General features: G+C 62.5%; 13 protein-coding genes. 8 read left to right on the top strand and 5 right to left on the bottom strand.

Going from position 1 to position 18809, the window contains the following annotated elements; all coding sequences use genetic code 11:
* The first annotated feature begins 57 nt into the window (after window positions 1-57).
* Genes K7H91_RS20145 through K7H91_RS20130 form a run of 4 tightly spaced genes read left to right on the top strand, consistent with a single transcriptional unit; the run spans window position 58 to window position 6822 of the window.
* On the top strand, window positions 58-1056 hold the full coding sequence (locus K7H91_RS20145; RefSeq protein ID WP_230721998.1) for an AAA family ATPase: 999 nt from the start codon (window positions 58-60) through the stop codon (window positions 1054-1056).
* A gap of 11 nt (window positions 1057-1067) precedes the next feature.
* Window positions 1068-1976, top strand: coding sequence for a DUF58 domain-containing protein (locus K7H91_RS20140; RefSeq protein ID WP_230721997.1), 909 nt, complete (start codon window positions 1068-1070; stop codon window positions 1974-1976).
* Window positions 1976-4756, top strand: coding sequence for a DUF4159 domain-containing protein (locus K7H91_RS20135; protein WP_230721996.1), 2781 nt, complete (start codon window positions 1976-1978; stop codon window positions 4754-4756). The genes K7H91_RS20140 and K7H91_RS20135 overlap by 1 nt, the downstream gene beginning before the upstream one ends.
* Window positions 4756-6822, top strand: coding sequence for a hypothetical protein (locus K7H91_RS20130; RefSeq protein WP_230721995.1), 2067 nt, complete (start codon window positions 4756-4758; stop codon window positions 6820-6822). Before K7H91_RS20135 ends, K7H91_RS20130 begins: the two co-directional genes overlap by 1 nt.
* Before the next feature lie 251 nt (window positions 6823-7073).
* Here the strand turns inward: K7H91_RS20130 and K7H91_RS20125 are convergent, their stop codons facing one another.
* On the bottom strand, window positions 7074-7571 hold the full coding sequence (locus K7H91_RS20125; RefSeq protein WP_230721994.1) for a GNAT family N-acetyltransferase: 498 nt from the start codon (window positions 7569-7571) through the stop codon (window positions 7074-7076).
* A gap of 270 nt (window positions 7572-7841) precedes the next feature.
* Here K7H91_RS20125 and K7H91_RS20120 point away from each other — a divergent pair, with 270 nt between their 5' ends.
* On the top strand, window positions 7842-8813 hold the full coding sequence (locus K7H91_RS20120) for a glutathione S-transferase family protein (protein ID WP_230721993.1): 972 nt from the start codon (window positions 7842-7844) through the stop codon (window positions 8811-8813).
* Window positions 8814-9129: 316 nt separating this feature from the next.
* Entirely contained in the window at window positions 9130-10047 is a 918-nt protein-coding gene (locus tag K7H91_RS20115) for a metallophosphoesterase family protein (protein ID WP_230721992.1), read from the top strand.
* Window positions 10048-10060: 13 nt separating this feature from the next.
* Here K7H91_RS20115 and K7H91_RS20110 read toward each other — a convergent pair whose 3' ends face one another.
* Window positions 10061-10750, bottom strand: coding sequence for a CerR family C-terminal domain-containing protein (locus K7H91_RS20110; protein WP_230721991.1), 690 nt, complete (start codon window positions 10748-10750; stop codon window positions 10061-10063).
* A 275-nt stretch (window positions 10751-11025) separates the two neighbouring features.
* On the opposite strand from K7H91_RS20110, the gene K7H91_RS20105 reads away from it, so the two are divergent.
* On the top strand, window positions 11026-11673 hold the full coding sequence (locus K7H91_RS20105) for a hypothetical protein (RefSeq protein ID WP_230721990.1): 648 nt from the start codon (window positions 11026-11028) through the stop codon (window positions 11671-11673).
* Between the two features lie 60 nt (window positions 11674-11733).
* On the opposite strand, the gene leuA is transcribed toward K7H91_RS20105, so the two are convergent.
* The 3 genes from leuA to lepA all read right to left on the bottom strand — a co-directional run bounded on the left by leuA (window position 11734) and on the right by lepA (window position 17011).
* Window positions 11734-13434, bottom strand: a complete 1701-nt coding sequence (leuA, locus tag K7H91_RS20100; RefSeq protein ID WP_230721989.1) for a 2-isopropylmalate synthase — start codon at window positions 13432-13434, stop codon at window positions 11734-11736.
* 277 nt (window positions 13435-13711) lie between these two features.
* Window positions 13712-14914, bottom strand: coding sequence for a benzoate/H(+) symporter BenE family transporter (locus tag K7H91_RS20095; RefSeq protein WP_230722015.1), 1203 nt, complete (start codon window positions 14912-14914; stop codon window positions 13712-13714).
* 246 nt (window positions 14915-15160) lie between these two features.
* Window positions 15161-17011 (bottom strand): translation elongation factor 4, encoded by a 1851-nt coding sequence (gene lepA, locus K7H91_RS20090; RefSeq protein ID WP_419197504.1) that lies wholly within the window; start codon window positions 17009-17011, stop codon window positions 15161-15163.
* A gap of 330 nt (window positions 17012-17341) precedes the next feature.
* Here lepA and K7H91_RS20085 point away from each other — a divergent pair, with 330 nt between their 5' ends.
* On the top strand, window positions 17342-18739 hold the full coding sequence (locus K7H91_RS20085) for a hypothetical protein (protein ID WP_230721987.1): 1398 nt from the start codon (window positions 17342-17344) through the stop codon (window positions 18737-18739).
* Window positions 18740-18809 lie beyond the last annotated feature (70 nt).

Here is an 18809-nt window from a genome sequence, read left to right as displayed (position 1 = left end):
GTTCGAACTTTTCGCCGCCTGAGACCCGAACTGGCCATGGGCCTTGGAGACATGTAAATGGGCGCGATTGACACCGAGGAAACGCAGATCGTGGCGGAGGCCGAAAAGGCGCTCGCCGATATCAAGATCGTGCGCGAGGAAGTGTCGAAAGTCATCTACGGGCAGGAAAGCGTTGTCGAAAACGTGCTGCTCGCGATCCTTTCCGGCGGTCATGCGCTGCTGGTCGGCGTGCCGGGGCTTGCCAAGACCAAGCTCGTCTCCACGCTCGGCACCGTGCTCGGCCTTGACGGCAACCGCATTCAGTTCACGCCCGACCTGATGCCCTCCGATATTCTGGGCTCCGAAGTGCTCGAAGAGAGCGAGGCCGGCCGCCGCGCCTTCCGCTTCATCAAGGGCCCGGTGTTCGCGCAATTGCTCATGGCCGACGAAATCAACCGCGCCTCGCCGCGCACCCAGTCCGCGCTGCTGCAGTCGATGCAGGAATATGCCGTCACCATCGCCGGCCAGCATTATGACCTGCCGCGGCCGTTCCATGTGCTCGCCACCCAGAACCCGCTGGAGCAGGAAGGCACCTATCCACTGCCGGAAGCCCAGCTTGACCGGTTCCTGCTGCAGGTCAATGTCGATTATCCCGACATCGCATCCGAACGCCGCATCCTGCTGGAAACCACCGGCGCGGAAGAGGGAACCGCAACCCCCGTGCTGAGCGCCGCGCGACTGATGGAAATCCAGAGGCTGATCCGCAAGATGCCGGTCAGCGAAAGTGTGCTGGAGGCGATCCTTGCGCTGGTGCGCGCCGCGCGCCCCGGCGAGGGTCACGCCGATACCGACCGCGACGTCGCCTGGGGCCCCGGCCCGCGCGCCGGCCAGTCGCTGATGCTGACGGCCCGCGCCCGCGCGCTTTACCAGGGCCGGCTTGCGCCGTCCGTCGATGATGTACGCGCGCTTGCCGGGCCCGTGCTGCAGCACCGCATGGCGCTGACCTTCGCAGCCCGCGCCGAAGGAAAGACCGTGACCGACGTCATCGCCGCAATCGCCAAGCGCGATTTCAACTGACAGGTTTGCCATTGGCTGCAATCGGACAAACGACACCGCCGACCGCCCGCAATTCGGCCCTTGCCGAGGGCCGGCGGCGCGCGGCCCTGCTGCCGGACTGCCTGGTCGAGGCACGGCGGATCGCCAACACGGTGATTACCGGCTGGCACGGCCGCAGGCGGCGGGGACCGGGCGAGAATTTCTGGCAGTTCAGGCCCTATTCGCAGGGCGAATCGATGGCGCGCATCGACTGGCGGCGTTCGGCGCGCGACGACCACACCTATGTCCGCGACATGGAATGGGAGGCGGCGCACACCATCTGGCTTTACGCCGATCTCAGCCCGTCCATGCATTTCCGCTCGGAGCTTGCGCCCGTCTCCAAGGAACACCGCGCGCTGGTGATCCTGCTGGCGCTTGCCGAGACCCTGCTGCGCTCCGGCGAACGCGTCGGCTATCCCGGTCTGATGGAGCCGGTTTCCAACCGCAACGGCGCTGAAAAGCTTGCCCATGCGCTGGCGTCGGCCACCGACCTTCCGGCGGAACTGCCGCAGACCCGGATGATGCGCGGCCCGTCGGAACTGGTGATGATCGGCGATTTTCTGGACGCCCCGGATCAACTGTTTGCACAGATCATGCCGCTTTCCGAGCGCGGCCTCGGAGCGCATCTCATCGAGGTGGCGGACCCGGCGGAGGAGAGTTTCCCCTATAGCGGACGCACCGCTTTTACCGATCCCGAAACCGGAAGCGAACTGACGCTCGGCCGCGCGGAAAGCCTGAAGGATGCCTATCTCGCGGCATATCATGCCCGCCGGGAAGTGATCGCCGATACCGCGCGCCATGCCGGCTGGTCGTTCGTGACCCATCATACCGACCATCCCGCCTCCGAGGCGCTGACCGCGATCCATACGCGCCTTGCCGGCCTCGGCAGAGGGGTGCGGTGATGGAATTCGCAAGCCCGCTCATTCTGGCCGCGCTGGTGGTTCTGCCGGCAATCTGGTGGCTGTTGAAGCTGACGCCGCCGCGTCCGCGCCGTGAGGTATTCCCGCCGCTGGCGATCCTGCTCAGGCTTGCCAAGCGCGACGAGACGCCGGCGAAAAGCCCGTGGTGGCTGACATTGCTGCGCATGGCGCTGGCCGCGCTGGTGATCCTCGCGATCGCCAATCCGGTGATCGACCCCGAACGCACCACGATCGCGACCGGCGGCCCGCTGGCGCTGCTGATCGACAATGGCTGGGCCAGCGCCGAGGACTGGCGGGCGCGCACCCGCGCGGCCGAAACCCTGATCGATGCCGCCGCCGATGCCGACCGGCCAATCATGATGGCCTTCACCGCCGAAACCGTGAATGATCCAACGCCGGTGTCAGCGACCGAGGCGCGCCAGCGCCTTGCCGCCGCCGAACCGCGCGCTGCAAGGCCCGACCGGCTTGCCGCCGCGACCGCGCTATCCGAAGCCTTCGGCGAGACTCCCCCGGCGACCGTCGCCTTCATCAGCGATGGCCTCGCGGCACCGGATGACGCGGCCGCTTTTTCCATGCTTTCCTCGGCCGAGGACAATCTCGTGCTGAGCGCGCCGCGCGCCCTGCCCGCGGCCCTCACCGATGTCGAGAACGACGCGACTGCGAGCCGCATCACCGCCAGCCGCGCGGAAACCGCTTCGCCGGCGGAAATGACGGTCAACGCCTACGACCTTCAGGGCCGGGTGATCGCCTCGGCACCGCTTAACTTCAATGCCGAAGCCGGCTCCGCCTCTGCCGAAATCCGCGCGCCGTTCGAGGTCCGCAACGATTTCGCCCGGGTCGCGATCGATGGCGCGGCCAATGCCGGCGCGGTCCATCTGCTCGATGACGGCTTCAAGCGGCGGCGGGTGGGGCTGATATCGGGCAGCCCGGCCAACGATGCCCAGCCGCTTCTCTCCGCCGCCTATTACCTGCAGCAGGCGCTGTCGCCCTATGCCGACCTGATTTCGAGCGATGCGGCAACGCTGCCCGAGGAGATCGCAGCACTTACCGACCGCAACCCCTCGGTGCTGATCCTGAGCGATGTCGGTACGCTGCCCGAAGAGGCCCATGCCGCGCTCTCGCAATGGGTCGAGGCCGGCGGCACGCTGATCCGCTTTGCCGGCCCGCGCCTTGCCGCCGCCTCGGGCGATGACACCCTTCTGCCAGTGCGCCTTCGCTCCGGCGCGCGCGCCTTCGGCGGCGCGATGAGCTGGAGCGAGCCGCAGCCGCTGGCGCCGTTTCCGGCCGAAAGCCCGTTCTACGGTCTGCCGGTTCCCGACGACATCACCGTCACCCGCCAGGTGCTGGCCGAACCCGCGCCGACGCTGTCCGATCACACCTGGGCGAGCCTTGCCGACGGCACCCCACTGGTGACGGAAGGCGCACTCGGCGAGGGCCGGATCGTACTGTTTCATACCTCCGCCGATCCCAACTGGTCGAACCTGCCGATCTCCGGCTATTTCGTCGAGATGCTGCGCCGGATCGTCAACTTGTCGCGCGCTGGGCAGGCCGAAGAGGGAGATGCGGTTTCACTGCTGTCGCCCTATCGCCTGCTCGCCGCCAACGGCACGCTCACCAGCGACGTGGCCGACGCCAAGCCGCTTGCCGTCCCCGGCGGGCCAACGGCGGCAACGGCGGAACACCCGCCCGGTCTCTATGGCTCGCCGGATGGCTTCACGGCGCTGAACCTGTTTGCGGCAGGCGATCAGCTTGCGCCGGTCGATATTTCGGGCTTCGGCGATGCGGTCAGATCCGTGACGATCGGCGATGCCCGCGCCTTCAGCCTCAAGCCCTGGCTGCTGGCCGCCGCGATGGCGCTGCTGATCATCGACGGCATCATCATGCTGGCCATGAACGGCGCGTTCCGGGGCTTGCGCCCGCGCCGGGCCGCTATGTCCGCCGCGTTCCTTGCCGCCTGCGCCCTGGCGATCCCGCTTTATCTCGGCTCGGCACCGCCGGCTCATGCCCAGATGGACGATGCGGCGATCGCCGATCTGCTCTACGAGACCCACCTCGCCTATGTCGTCACCGGCGAGGACGAGGTCGATCGCATCTCCGAACGCGGGCTGAAGGGCCTCTCCGACTACATCTCCTACCGCACGGCGCTGGAGCCCGGCGATCCGATAGGCGTCGATCCGGCAAGCGAGGAACTGGCCTTCTACCCGCTGATCTACTGGCCGATCTCGGCCACGGCGCCGATGCCCTCCGAAGAGGCGATTGCCGGGATCGAGGCCTATATGCGCAATGGCGGCACCGTGCTGTTCGACACCCGCGACCAGTATTCGCCGCTCGGCCAGAGCGCGGTCAGCGCCAACACCGAGCGGCTGCGCCAGATCCTCGACAATATCGATGTGCCGCCGCTGGAACCCGTGCCGGAAGACCATGTGTTGACGCGGTCGTTCTACCTGCTCTCCGATTTCCCCGGCCGTTATGACGGCTCGCCGCTCTGGGTCGAGGCCCGCGCGGGCGAGGACGCGGCGGGCAATATCGTTACCAGCGGCGGCGACGGCGTTTCGCCGATCCTGATCACCGGCAATGATTTCGCCGGCGCCTGGGCGATCAATCCCGATTCGACGCCGATGCTGCCGACCGTGCCGGAAAGCCCGATGCAGCGCCAATATGCCTACCGCACCGGCGTCAACATCGTGATGTACATGCTGACCGGCAATTACAAGGCCGACCAGGTGCACGTCCCTGCCCTCCTGGAAAGGCTGGGGCAATAATGGCGCTGACCTTTTCACCGCTTCTGCCGCTCTGGGCAATCTATGCCGCGCTCGCCCTCGTGCTGGCGCTGATGGCCGCCGGCTATCTCACCCGCATGCGGGCAACCACGCTGCGCGCCGCCGCCGGCTTGGCTCTGGTGACGGCGCTTGCCAATCCGACCATCAGCCGCGAGGAGCGCTCGGCGCTCACCACCATCGTGCCGATCGTGGTCGACCGCAGCCAGAGCCAGTTGACCGGGGAACGGCAGAGCCAGACCGACGAGGCGCTGGCCGCCCTTCAGGCAAGGCTCGCCGACGATCCGATGCTGGAGCCCCGGGTGGTGGATGTTGCCACCGCCGACGAGAACGGCCGCGCCGAAACACGCGCCTTCGCCGCGCTTTCCGAAGCCGTGCGTGATGTGCCGCCGAGCCGGCTGGGGGCGGCCTTCCTGATCACCGACGGCCAGATCCACGACCTGCCGGAGGATGCCGAGGGTCTTCCCGGCGCTATGCCGCTCAACGCGCTGGTGACCGGCACCGACAGCGAATATGACCGCCGCATCGAAATCAACGAGGCGCCGCGCTTCGGCCTTGTCGGCGACAGCCTGCCGGTGGAGTTCACCGTGGTCGATGACGGACCGGTGGACGAACACACCAGCGGCCCGGCCAAGGTGACGGCGCGCATCAATGGCGAAGTCGCGGCTGAAATGATGGTCGGCACCAATCTGCAGACGCGCTATGTCTTCGATATCGAGAACGGCGGCGAGAACATTCTCGAACTCTCTGTCGCGCCGGTCGATGGCGAGTTGACCACCATCAACAACCGCGCCGTCCAGATCGTCGAGGGCATCCGCGAGAACCTGCGCGTGCTGCTGGTCTCGGGGTCGCCGCATTCGGGCGAACGCACCTGGCGCAACCTCCTGAAATCCGATGCCTCCGTCGATCTGGTGCATTTCACAATTCTGCGCCCGCCGGAAAAGCAGGACGGCACGCCGATCAACGAGCTTTCGCTGATCGCCTTCCCGACGCGCGAGCTTTTCGTCGACAAGATCGACGATTTCGACCTGATCATCTTCGACCGCTACCAGAACCGCGGCGTGCTGCCGCTGCTCTACTACGACAATATCGCGCAATATGTGCTGAACGGAGGCGCGCTGCTTGTGGCCGCGGGACCGGAGATCGCGGGCCCGGAATCGATCGCCGACACGCCGCTTTCCGCCGTGCTGCCGGCGATCCCGACCGGCGATCTTTCCGAGGGCGGCTACTATCCCGAAATCTCCGAGACCGGCGAACGCCATCCGGTCACCCGCGACCTGCCCGGCAGCGGCTCCGAGCCGCCGGCCTGGGGACGCTGGTTCCGCTCGATCCCGGTCGGCCCGGCGCGCGGGGAGACCGTAATGACCGCCGCCGACGGCGCGCCGCTACTGGTGCTATCCCGCGAGGGCGAAGGTCGCGTCGCCGAATTCCTCTCCGACCAGGGATGGCTCTGGGCGCGCGGCTTTGAAGGCGGCGGCCCCTATGTTCCGCTCTACCGCCGCATTGCCCACTGGCTGATGAAGGAACCGGCGCTGGAGGAAGAAACGCTTTCGGCCGCCGTCGATGGCGAGACGCTGACCATCACCCGCCAGACCATGGAAGACGGCGCGCCGGATGCGACCGTGACCACGCCTTCGGGCCAGAGCATCACGGTTCCGCTCACCGAAGCGGGGCCCGGTCTCTATCGCGGCGAAACCCGCGTTGATGAAATGGGCCTGTTCACCGTGGAAAACGGCGATCTTCAGCGCCTCGTCAATATCGGCGATCCGGATGCGCCGGAGTTCAAGGGCATGATCTCGACCACCGACACCCTCGCCCCGCTTTCCGGCGAAACCGGCGGGCTGACCCAGCGCATCGCCGACGGCATACCGCCGATCCGCCTCGTCAGCGGCCCGGTGCGACCTGGAAATGACAGCTACATGCCGATCGTGGAAACCGCCGACACAAGGCTCGAAAGCATCCGCTCCCTGCCGCTCTTCAACGGCCTGGTCGGCCTTGCCGCACTCCTCGCGCTGATCTCCGCCACATGGTGGCGCGAGGGGCGGAGCTGAGCTGTGCAGCAAGCGAAAAGGCCGCCTTCGAAAATGCGGCGCCTCAGCCCAACAATCTCGCCCCTTGAGGGAGAGATACCCCGACAGGGGCAGAGAGGGGTGAACCCTGTCGGCAAATTCGGAGTTGCGGCTTTTAGGGCTTACGCCCTTTACCCCTCTCTGTCGCTTTCGCGACATCTCCCCCTCAAGGGGGGAGATTGAGGCTGAGAGGCTTTCGCCAACCGGCACACATCCGAGAACACTGAAAAGCCCTAACCGCGAAACCGCATCATGCCGATGAGCTTCCCCTCCACGCCTTCGACAAGCGGCGCGGCCAGAACGCGGCGGTAATCCACCGGTCCCGGCAATTGCAGCGTCGGCGGGACGATCGGCAGGAAGCCGAGCGGGCCGTAATAGGGCGGATCGCCGACCAGTATCACGACTTCCGACCCGGCATCACGGGCGGCCTGAACTGCTATCTTGACGAGGTGGCGGCCGATGCCGCGGTTCTTGTAGGAGGGTTTGACGGCGAGCGGACCGAGCATGTGCCCTTCGGCCATGCCGGCAAAAACCGGCGTCATCCGAACCGAGGCGATAACCTCGTCGCCATCGACGCAGACAAAAGACAGCGCGGGATCATGCGGCCCCTGTTCGCGGATACGGGCGGCAGCGCGCACGAAACGGGCGGGGCCGAAGGCCTCGGCGTTGATGTCTTCGATGGCAGCGTCGTGGGAGGCCTCTTCGGGGAGGTAACGCAATTCACTCGTCATTGATGTCTGAACCTGTCTGGAGAACGCATGATGTCGGGGCCGGAGAAAATCCGGTCTGAACTTCCAATCAGCGTCGTCGCAGGTTCCGCATGACATTTTCCAAATTTGCGTTTCGTCGGCCACTAGCAGGAAACGCAGCGGTCGTCCAGACCGGTGACTGCGAAAACGACAGGGCCGGATGGCATGCAACACACTGTCAATGGTTTCGGGGGTGGCAAAGTGGCGGGCGCGCCGTATGTAAATGGGCAAGACGAATGAAAGGAGCAGGCCATGGGTATGCTGGTAGACGGCGTCTGGAAGGACGTCTGGTACGACACCGACAAGACGGGCGGCAAGTTCAAGCGCGAAAGCTCGAAGTTCAGGAACTGGATCACCGCCGACGGCAGCGCCGGGCCGGAAGGCGATGGCGGCTTTGAGGCCGAAAAGGGCCGCTACCACCTCTATGTTGCGCTCGCCTGCCCCTGGGCGCACCGCACGCTGATCTTCCGCAAGCTGAAGGGGCTCGAGGACTATATCGACGTCTCCATCGTCGACCCGCTGATGCTGGAAAACGGCTGGGAGTTCAAGAACCGCGACGGCGGCACGGCCGACAAGGTGAACGGCGCCGACTATCTCTGGCAGGTCTATACCAAGGCCGATCCGGATTACACCGGTCGCGTGACCGTGCCGGTCGTCTGGGACAAGAAGCGCGAGACCATCGTCTCGAACGAATCGGCGGAAATCATCCGCATGTTCAACAGCGCCTTCGATCATCTCACCTGCAATGATGTCGACTTTTACCCGGAGGATCTGAGCGATGGCATCGAGGAGATCAATGCGGTGGTCTACGACACCGTCAACAACGGCGTCTACAAGGCCGGTTTCGCGACCACGCAGGAGGCCTATTCGGAAAATGTGCTGAAGCTGTTCGAAACGCTCGACATGCTGGAAGACCGCCTTGGCAAGAACCGCTACCTGATGGGCGATCGGCTGACGGAGGCCGACTGGCGGCTGTTCACCACGCTGGTGCGCTTCGACCCGGTCTATGTCGGCCACTTCAAGTGCAATCTCAGACGGATTGCCGATTATCCCAATCTCTCGGGCTATCTGCGCGAACTTTATCAGGTCCCGGGCGTTAAGGAGACAGTCAATATAGACCACATCAAGCGCCACTATTACGGCTCGCACAAAACGATCAATCCGACGGGCATCGTGCCTGAAGGGCCCGTACTCGATCTCGACGCGCCGCACGGGCGCGGCTGAAAAGGCGGCGCTTGTCCGGCGGGCGTCGGAAAGCTAATACCAAGGATCAGTGATTATGACCCATATGATGCGTGCTGGAATGGCCATCCGAGTAGGAAAATACCGCAGAGCGATGCAGGAGCATCGCGCGAGGATTTTGACGCCCTCGGGGGCCATTCCAGCCGCACCCTTAAAGGGCCGGGCGCTTTTGAAAGCCCGCGTCGTTGAAAGTCCTCGCCGTAGCTATGGCTACGACTGCGGCTTTCGCCTAGCCGGCTTTCAAAATCGCTCCGGTCATATGGGTGATAATCGCTGATCCTTGGTATAAGAAGACTGCATGTACACAATCGCCCATATTTCCGATGTCCATCTCGGGCCGCTGCCGCGGCTGTCGCCGAAGGAGCTGTTTTCCAAGCGGATCACCGGCTTTTTCAACTGGCATCGCAACCGCCGCAAGCATCTCGGCAAGGACACGCTGGAAAACCTGTTGCTGGCGATCGCCGACGAGAATCCCGATCACCTCGCGATCACCGGCGATCTGGTCAACCTCGCCACCACCAAGGAAATCGATATCGCCGCCGACTGGCTGAAAAGCGTCGGCCCGGCCCACGAAGTATCGCTGGTTCCGGGCAATCACGATGCCTATGTCGGCGGCGCCTATGCCAAAATCGCCAGGGCCTGGGGCGACTACATGCAGGGTGATGATCACGAGGGCGCGCATCTGGGCAGGATGACCTTCCCCTATCTCCGCAGGCGCGGCCCGGTCGCCATCATCGGCTGCTCATCGGCCATTCCGTCGCCGCCATTTCTGGCGATCGGCTCGTTCGAGGCGAAACAGGCGCGCAAGACCGCCGAGCTTCTACGCCAGGCGGGCGAGGAAGGGCTGTTCCGGATCCTGATGATCCATCATCCGCCCGTGCGCAACGCGGCCGCCCGCCACAAACGGCTGATCGGCATTCGCCGGTTCAAGGCAACGATTGCCACCGGCGGCTGCGAACTGGTGCTGCACGGCCATACCCACCTCAACACCGTGAATTTCATCGAGACGCGGCATGGCAAGACGCCGGTGATCGGCATCGCGGCCGCGGGCCAGGGCGCCAACGGCAAGAAGCCGCCGTCCGGCTTCAACCTTATCTCCGTCAGCGGCAGGTCCGGCTCATATGAAATGCAATGCCGCCGCCACGCTTTGAGCGCAGCGAGCGGCATCATAGAACCGGAAAGCGAGTTCAGCTTCTCTTATACCAACGACCGCTGATTGGCCCTCGGCGCTACATCGCGTCCTCATGCACGAGGGTCCGGCGCAAAGCCGGGGTAGCGCTGGCATCAACGATGGCGTTAACGTTGAACCGGACGGCATTACGCAGTTTCAGGCATTCGTTCTGGCCTATCCCGTCCCAATCAAGGCTGCGCTGCACGATGTGGCGACAGATCTTGAAATAATGCGCCTGCCCGAGAAGGGTGAAGGTCAGGATCGCCAGATCCTCGCCATTCTCGTCCCGTCCGGTGGCCCGCGCCAGCAACTGCCGCAAATGCTTGTGCAGCGGCTCGATAAACTCGTTGAAGAGAAGGTCGAAGGCCTCGCTTGGAAGCGAGATATAGCGCATGATGAAGGCCGAAATCTCGTCTTCGTCGTAATTGGGCGTCAGGGGCCGAACCAGAAGAACCATCAATTCGACCAGCTCCTCCCGTGCCTCGGTCGGGGTCATCTTGGCCGATATCGGCTCCAGCATCGCGCTGCCGATGCTGTTCTTGGCAGTATCGATAACGTAAAGTGCGCAGGCGCGCATCAACCCTGGCTTGCCGCCGAAATGGTAGGCGATACTGCCGATATTCGCGCCTGATAATTCCGCGATTTTACGTGTGGAAACAGCGTTATAACCATATTCTCCAAAAAGCCGGAGGGCCGCGGAGATAATCGCCTGCCTCGTTGCTGCTGCGCCGCTTTGATTTTCGATCATGGCTCTTTTTATTACTCTGTTTTTGGCCAAACGTTGATCATAGAATAAATCCTCCCCTTCATTCTATTTTCTCGTTGGCATGCAAGATAAAGCAACGCGCGCGCAAGCGCCAGCCATATTTCAGCCATATTTTCCGAGCTGCACGGCTGGAGCGGCTGCAACAGACGGTTGCGATCCAAGTAAATTAGCTTTCCAACTGGGGAAACGCTGCACGCCCCTTGTTTCCGCCATTTACACAAGGCAATATCGCGCCTGCATGCGGGCCGGTGAAGGGGTTGACCGGCCATTATTATATCGCGTATGCGATCGAGAGTTTCAAGGTCGTTATGGATTCCGCAGTCATCAAGAGCAGACCGAAAAGGGCAGCCGACCGCCGCCGCTGGATGGCGGGAGCGGCATGCGCGGTATTTCTCGGCATCGGCGTCGCCGTGGGCGCCAGCCTGTCGCGGGATTCCGGCGCCTCGCAGGTGGTCGATCTCTCACTCGACCAGTCAAACGACTGGATCGATGACGTTTGCGCGAATTTCAGGGTTTTCGGCCGGAAGTATCAGCCGCTGGTGGATGTCGGCCCGGGCGAAGACGCCGCCTTCGCCGAACTCGTCCAGCGCACCATCGGCATCGACATGACGGTCCCCACTTTCGAGGAAGGCGCTTCGATCTTCGAGGGCGCCAGGGTCGTCGCGATCGACCGCGCCCCGGGCATCGAGTTGTTCTACCGCAATGCGGCCGGCGATCTGCTGTCCGTGTTCGTGCTGGCCCGCCCCGCCTCGCCCGACAATCAGGTGACGGATGTGCAGGAGACCATCCGCGACGATCTCATCGTCTCGTGGTGGCAGAGCGAACGCACGCTGGTCGCCGTCGTCGGCCCGTCTTCCGATGCCAACATGCCGGAACTGGCCCAGGCCGCCTATCTCAAGCTTTGAGAAAACGAAAGCCGGCCGCGTTGAGCGCGACCGGCCTTCTTCAGAGTCGTAAGGCGGGCGTTACCGCGCCGCCAGGATCTGGTTCGCCGCCGACACGATCGCTTCCAGCGATGCGGCGACGATATTGGTGTTGATGCCGACACCATACATCTTGCCGCCATCATAGGCGACCTCGACATAGGCGATCGCCTTGGCATCGGAACCGTGGTTCAGCGAGTGCTCGGAATAGTCCTCGACCGACAGCGCAATGCCGAGATAGTCGGACAGCGCGTTGATGAACCCGTCGACGGGGCCGTTGCCCTTGGCCTCGATGCGTTTCGAGACGCCATTATCCTCGATCTCCGCCGTCACCACGCGCTGGCCCTTGGCCTGGCCCTGCGGGTAGGTCTGATGATCGACGAACCTGATGCGGCCGTTCGGCTGCTCGACATATTTTTCCATGAACACGTCGTAGATCCGCTTGGAAGGAAGCTCGCGCCCCTCTTCATCGGTGATCTTCTGCACGTGCTCGCGGAACGCCACCTGCAGGGCGCGCGGCATGTTGATGCCGTAGTCGGACTGCATGATATAGGCGATACCGCCCTTGCCGGACTGCGAGTTGATGCGGATGATCGCCTCATAGGTGCGGCCGACATCCTGCGGATCGATCGGCAGATAGGGCACTTCCCACTGCGGCTTGTTGGCGACCTTGATCGCCTTCATGCCCTTGTTGATCGCATCCTGATGCGAGCCGGAAAAGGCGGTGTAGACCAGTTCACCGACATAGGGGTGACGCTCCGGAATGACCATCTGGTTGGAATATTCGTAGACTTCCTTGATCCGCTCGATATCCGAGCAGTCCAGTTCCGGATCGACGCCCTGCGTGAACATGTTCAGCGCCAGCGTGACGATATCGACATTGCCGGTGCGCTCACCATTGCCGAACAGCGTGCCCTCGATCCGGTCCGCGCCGGCCAGAACGCCCATTTCGGCGGCGGCAATGCCCGTGCCGCGATCATTGTGCGGATGGACGGAGACGATCAGGTTCTCGCGGTTGTCGAGATTGCGGCACATCCACTCGATCTGGTCGGCATAGATGTTGGGCGTCGACATTTCCACCGTCGAGGGCAGGTTGATGATCAGCTTGTTGTCGGCGGTCGGCTTCACAACCTCGATCACCGCGTTGCAGATCTCCAGCGCGACGTCCAGCTCGGTCCCGGTGAAGCTTTCCGGCGAGTACTCGAAACGGTAACCGCCGCCGGCCTTGGCCGCCATGTCGGTGATCATCTTGGCGGCATCGACGGCGATCTGGCGAATACCCGCCACATCCTTGCCGAATACGACGCGGCGCTGCAACTCACTGGTCGAATTGTAGAAATGCACGATCGGGCGGTGCGCGCCCTCCAGCGCCTCAAATGTGCGAGTGATCAGTTCCGGGCGGCACTGGACCAGCACCTGCAGCGACACGTCATCGCCGACATTGCCGTTTTCGACGCACCATCGGGCGAAGTCGAAATCCGTCTGGGAGGCGGAGGGAAAGCCGATCTCGATTTCCTTGAAGCCCATGTCGAGCAACAGCTGGAACATGCGGGCCTTGCGGTCGTGCCCCATCGGGTCGACCAGCGCCTGGTTGCCGTCGCGCAGATCGACCGAGCACCAGATCGGCGCTTTCTCGATGCGCTTCGACGGCCATTGCCGATCGGACATATCGATCTGCTGATAGGGTTGGTATTTCTGCGCCGCGAACGGCATGCCCTTGTTGGCTGTGGTTTTCACGTCCATTTTTCCTCACTCCGGCGCGCATCCGTGTTCCACGCGATGGCTGCCTTGATCTTCAATTTCAGGGATTTTTCAGGAGCGCTTGTGCCAGACGGCTTTCCGGCCGCCGGGCGCTCCTCAAAGGACCCGGCAACCGCCGTTAAGGCCGAGAAGAAGAAGCGAGTTTAGGTCGCGCAGGACGGACGCCGCGGCAGTGGTACCGCGCGTGGACTTCGCCAGAAAAGTTTTCGCAAACCTGATCATGACCGTTCCTTAGCGCCATCCATCATGAAATGCAATCTTAAACACGCCCCTCCCGCGCGCGGGCACGCTGCGCTGCCCAACCCTTGATGCCGTGGACCAGCAGCCCGGCAAGAAGTCCCCAGAACGCCCCGGAAATACCGAGGAAACCAACGCCGGAGGCGACCACCAGAAAGGTGATCGCCGCTGCCTCGCGCGCCTCCGGCTCCTTGAAGGCACCCAGGATCGCGCCGCCGAAGGCGCCAATCAGGGCAAGCCCGGCGACCGCCTCGATCAGCACTGGCGGCGCCAGCGAGACGAGAGCGACCACAAGCCCGCTGAACAGGCCGAGCACGATATAGCCGATCCCCGCAATGATTGCCGACCAATAGCGGCGCTTCGGATCGGGATGGGCATCCGTTCCCGCGCACATGGCAGCCGTGATTGCCGCCAGATTGACCCCGTGCCCGCCGAAGGGCGTAATAAACAGCGTCGCCAATCCGGTTGCCGAAAACATCCGGCCGGCGGAAGGGCGGTAATTGTTGATGTTGAGGATCGCCACGCCCGGAATATTCTGCGATGCCATGGTGACGATGAACAGCGGCAACGCCATCGAGACCGCGCCCTGAAGCGAGAAATGCGGCGTCACCCAGACCGGCGCGGCAAAAGCATTGCGAAACACGCCGGACCACGCCTCTGCATCGGCGTCAACGCCGAAGATCAGCACGGCAACGAAAGCGAGAAAGGCGGCCGGCACCGCCAGCAGACGGTTGAAGGCGCCGACGATCACCCAGGTCGCCACGATCGGCAGAGCCAGCAAGGGCGAGACCTTCACCGCTTCCACCGGCGCGAAACACAGCGCCAGCAGCACGCCGGCCAGCATCGCATTGGCAAGCGGCGCCGGGATGGCGGAGATCGCGCGACCGACCGGCTTCAGCAGGCCAGCCAGGATGATCAGCGCCGCCGCAATCATGAACGCGCCGACGGCCGCGTTGAAGCCGCCGGGCAAGGCGCCGCTGGTGGCCAGGAGTGCCGCGCCCGGCGTCGACCAGGCGATGCTCACCGGCATGCGCGTGACAGCGGATATGATGATGCCGCAAAGCCCCATGCCGATCGACAGCGCCATCAGGCCCGATGCCGACTGGGCATGCGACGCGCCAGCGCCCTCGAGCCCCTGCAGAATGACCGAAAACGAACTCGCGAAGCCGACAAAAGCAACCAGGAGCCCCATGAACAGGCTCTGCACTGAAAAATCCCGCAGCATGGCGAATCCCTTCATCAACGCCGGCCCGCACGCGGCGGCATCAGGCTTTTGCAGCGTAATTGAAGGGAGTCGTCAAGGGCGGCGCCGGAATGGCGGGTACGGTGTGAAAAGCCTTGAGTTTATCCTGCAGCCTGTCAGCCTCAATCTCGCCCCTTGAGGGGGGAGATTGGATGCCGATGGGCTCGCCAAAGTACCGACAGCCGGAAATCGACTGAGTTTCGGCTCAGACTGATTGCCCCGGCGCTCCTACTCGTCGCTCATCTTCAGCGCGGCGATGAAGGCTTCCTGAGGGATTTCCACCTTGCCAAACTGACGCATGCGCTTCTTGCCAGCCTTCTGCTTGTCGAGCAGCTTGCGCTTGCGCGAGGCGTCGCCGCCATAGCACTTGGCGGTCACGTCCTTGCGCAGCGCCGAGATGGTTTCGCGCGCGATCACATTGCCGCCGATGGCGGCCTGGATCGGAATCTTGAACATGTGCTTCGGGATCAGTTCCTTCAGCTTCTCGCACATGTCGCGGCCACGCTTTTCGGCGGCCGTACGGTGCACCAGCATGGACAGCGCGTCGACCGGCTCGCCGTTGACAAGAATCGACATCTTCACGAGGTTGCCGGCGCGGTAATCGGCGAGATGATAGTCGAACGAGGCATAGCCCTTGGAGATCGACTTCAGACGGTCGTAGAAATCGAACACAACTTCATTGAGCGGAAGCTCATAGCCCAGCATCGCACGGTTACCCACATAGGTGAGGTCGGTCTGGATGCCGCGCCGGTCCTGGCAGAGCTTCAGAATGCCGCCGAGATATTCGTCCGGCGTCAGGATCGACGCCTTGATCCAGGGCTCGCGGATTTCGGCGATCTTGACCACGTCCGGCATGTCGGCCGGATTGTGCAGCTCGATCTCGCGGCCATCGGTCATGGTCAGTTCATAGACCACGGAGGGCGCGGTCGCGATCAGGTCGAGATCGAATTCGCGCTCCAGCCGCTCCTGGATGATTTCGAGATGCAGCAGGCCCAGGAAGCCGCAACGGAAACCGAAGCCGAGGGCGGCCGAGCTTTCCATCTCGTAGGAGAACGACGCATCATTGAGGCGCAGCTTGCCGACGGCGGCGCGCAGATCCTCGAAGTCGTTGGCGTCGACCGGGAACAGCCCGCAGAACACCACCGGCTGCGCCGGCTTGAAGCCCGGCAGCATCTTCTCGGTCGGGCGCTTGTCCTCGGTGATCGTGTCGCCGACGCGGGTATCGGCCACTTCCTTGATCGAGGCGGTGATGACGCCGATCTCGCCGGGGCCGAGTTCGTCGACAACCAGCATTTTCGGCGTCAGCACGCCGACGCGATCGACCGGATATTTCGCATCCGTGCCCATCATGCGGATGGTCTGGCCCTTCTTCAGCACGCCGTCGATGACGCGCACCAGAACCATGACGCCGAGATAGGTGTCGTACCAGCTATCGACCAGAAGCGCTTTCAACGGCGCGTCCGCGCCCTTTTCCGTCTTCGGCGGCGGCAGCTTGTGGACGATGGCTTCCAGAACGTCCGGCACGCCCATGCCGGTCTTGGCGGAGATCAGCAGCGCGTCGGAGGCATCGATGCCGATCACGTCCTCGATCTGCTCCTTGACCCGCTCGGGGTCGGCGGCGGGCAGGTCGGCCTTGTTCAGCACGGTGACCAGTTCATGATCATTGTCGATCGCCTGATAGACATTGGCGAGCGTCTGCGCTTCGACACCCTGAGAGGCGTCGACCACCAGGAGCGAGCCCTCGCAGGCCGAAAGCGAGCGCGAGACCTCGTAGGCGAAGTCGACATGGCCGGGCGTGTCGATAAGATTCAGCACATAGGTCTCGCCGTTTTTCGCCTTGTAGTGCAGGCGCACGGTCTGGGCCTTGATGGTGATGCCGCGCTCGCGCTCGATATCCATATTGTCGAGCACCTGCGCCGACATCTCCCGCTCGGCCAGCCCCCCGCAGATCTGTATCAACCGGTCGGCAAGCGTCGACTTGCCGTGGTCAATATGGGCCACGATGGAAAAGTTGCGGATATGGTCGAGTGGAACGCGATCGTCATTTGTGCTCATGTGCGCGCATATAGCAGCGCACATGATGTCTTCAAAGCGAAATTGCACATGAGGGTTCAATAATAGCCATCCCGCCAGAGACCTAAGAGGTCCTGACTCCGACTGTTCGTCAAGCTTGCCAAAGCTGACTCGACGAGGCCGGAAGGGCGACCAATTTAATGTTCTCGTCGACGGTCGCTGGAAGCGGCTCCGGTAAGCTCGACAGCCTGACAATTTATTTGCACGGATGGAAATACCCATGAATGGCCATGGGTTAACCAAATTGCGATGCCATCTGCGTTGTAAGATACATATTGGTTGCAAAAATTGGTAAGAATGCAATTATAAATTGCATTCTTACCAATGGAGAATCACATGAAGCCCGGCATGCGTGGATATGTTGCTGGCGACATTTTAGACTGGGGTGAGCCAATCACCGTTGCCTCTCATCTGTATTATCAGGCGAATTCGGGAGCACGCTGTACGCGTCTCGACGGCGAAGATTGGGTGTTCTGGAAGGACAGAAACTCCAATACCATCTTCTACAAGTGTGGAACCGATCAAACGTGGCCCTCCCGCTCGGTGTATCCGTTCAGGTACTCCTCAGACGAGGTTCCCGGCGTAGCGACCTATCGAAATCAGGTCCACGCTGCCTATAAAGACCCCGGTTCCGGCGCGATTTATTGGTCGGTTTATAATCGCAACTGGAGTGACGCGACACGGATTTCGAACGCTTATACAAATGCTTCTCCGGCGCTTGCAGTCTATAACGATCAACTTTTCCTTGCCTGGAGCACGAATGACAGTACTCCCACGCTCTCGTATTGCTGGTTTGACGGAACAAAATGGTCGGCACTGCATAATACGCGCTATTCCATCTATGGTGGCCCAGCAATGGCGGCGCATAATGGCGAACTGTTTTTTGCCTGTGCTAGAGGTAATGACTCACCGATTGTCTACCTCCGATACGCAAACGGCACATTGTCCACACCGGCAATCATTAATGCCAACTACATTTCTGAATGGGCGCCCGCTCTTGCAAGCAATGGTGAAGAACTGCGGATGACATGGTACGGTTATCCTAACCTCCACGCATTGACGACGGCCTGGACCAGGAATTCGGGCTGGAGCGCTGCCAAACAGCTTGAGAAAGCATATCCAGTCTGCTCACCGGGAATGTATGGTGATTTTTCCGGGTTCAGAATCGTATGGGTCACATCCTATCCTGGCGGCGTCCTGACACTGAGCAAGACCGTTGACGGCTGCCGAAATTATTGGGTAAGCGGCAAGGCAATGCCCGATAGCTGGGTGACGGTCATTGTGACAGAAAATTCGACAATCCGAAGCTATCCTCCTGTGCAGGCTGATGGAAACGGCGCCTGGTCCGTGGATTTCGACGCAAACCTGAACGATGGCGATAGAATACAAGCCACTGCGTCCTTTGAAAAATATGGGCCGCAGTCTGATGCCTTTGTCTGGGTCATCGGTCAATCGCAAGACGGCAATAATCTTCTCATCCGCAACGTCACGTCGGAAGGCGTTTCCGGATACGCCCCGCAAACCGGCCAGGTTATCAAGGGCTGGCGGTCGAGCGACGGAAAATTGGTTGTCGACTATCCTTTACCGCATAACGGAAGCACGCGTTTCGACGCGCCGTATCTGTTTCCTGGCGCCTACATAGGGGGCGACACCATCAACCTTGTTTCGCAGTTTCCTGATGATGGCGCCATGACACGCTTCAACGGCGGGCCGGGACGATATTCCTATCCCTGAGATACCCCCGCCGGCGATGCCCGACGATGGCTCAAGTAAGCGCTTGACTCTCGTATAGTGGAACTCCATG

The organism is Martelella mediterranea, assembly GCF_021021415.1.
GTDB lineage: Bacteria > Pseudomonadota > Alphaproteobacteria > Rhizobiales > Rhizobiaceae > Martelella > Martelella mediterranea_C.
The sequence above is the reverse complement of the archived record's forward strand: the minus strand, read 5'-3'. Positions and strand labels throughout refer to the sequence as shown.

Bases quoted from the DNA above. Each gene is read 5' to 3' on its own strand.
- K7H91_RS20145 (WP_230721998.1), top strand. From the start codon at position 58: ATGGGCGCGATTGACACCGAGGAAACGCAGATCGTGGCGGAGGCCGAA.
- K7H91_RS20135 (WP_230721996.1), top strand. From the start codon at position 1,976: ATGGAATTCGCAAGCCCGCTCATTCTGGCCGCGCTGGTGGTTCTGCCG.
- K7H91_RS20130 (WP_230721995.1), top strand. From the start codon at position 4,756: ATGGCGCTGACCTTTTCACCGCTTCTGCCGCTCTGGGCAATCTATGCC.
- K7H91_RS20125 (WP_230721994.1), bottom strand. From the start codon at position 7,571: ATGACGAGTGAATTGCGTTACCTCCCCGAAGAGGCCTCCCACGACGCT.
- K7H91_RS20120 (WP_230721993.1), top strand. From the start codon at position 7,842: ATGGGTATGCTGGTAGACGGCGTCTGGAAGGACGTCTGGTACGACACC.
- K7H91_RS20115 (WP_230721992.1), top strand. From the start codon at position 9,130: ATGTACACAATCGCCCATATTTCCGATGTCCATCTCGGGCCGCTGCCG.
- K7H91_RS20110 (WP_230721991.1), bottom strand. From the start codon at position 10,750: ATGATCGAAAATCAAAGCGGCGCAGCAGCAACGAGGCAGGCGATTATC.
- leuA (WP_230721989.1), bottom strand. From the start codon at position 13,434: ATGGACGTGAAAACCACAGCCAACAAGGGCATGCCGTTCGCGGCGCAG.
- K7H91_RS20095 (WP_230722015.1), bottom strand. From the start codon at position 14,914: ATGCTGCGGGATTTTTCAGTGCAGAGCCTGTTCATGGGGCTCCTGGTT.
- lepA (WP_419197504.1), bottom strand. From the start codon at position 17,011: ATGTGCGCTGCTATATGCGCGCACATGAGCACAAATGACGATCGCGTT.
- K7H91_RS20085 (WP_230721987.1), top strand. From the start codon at position 17,342: ATGAAGCCCGGCATGCGTGGATATGTTGCTGGCGACATTTTAGACTGG.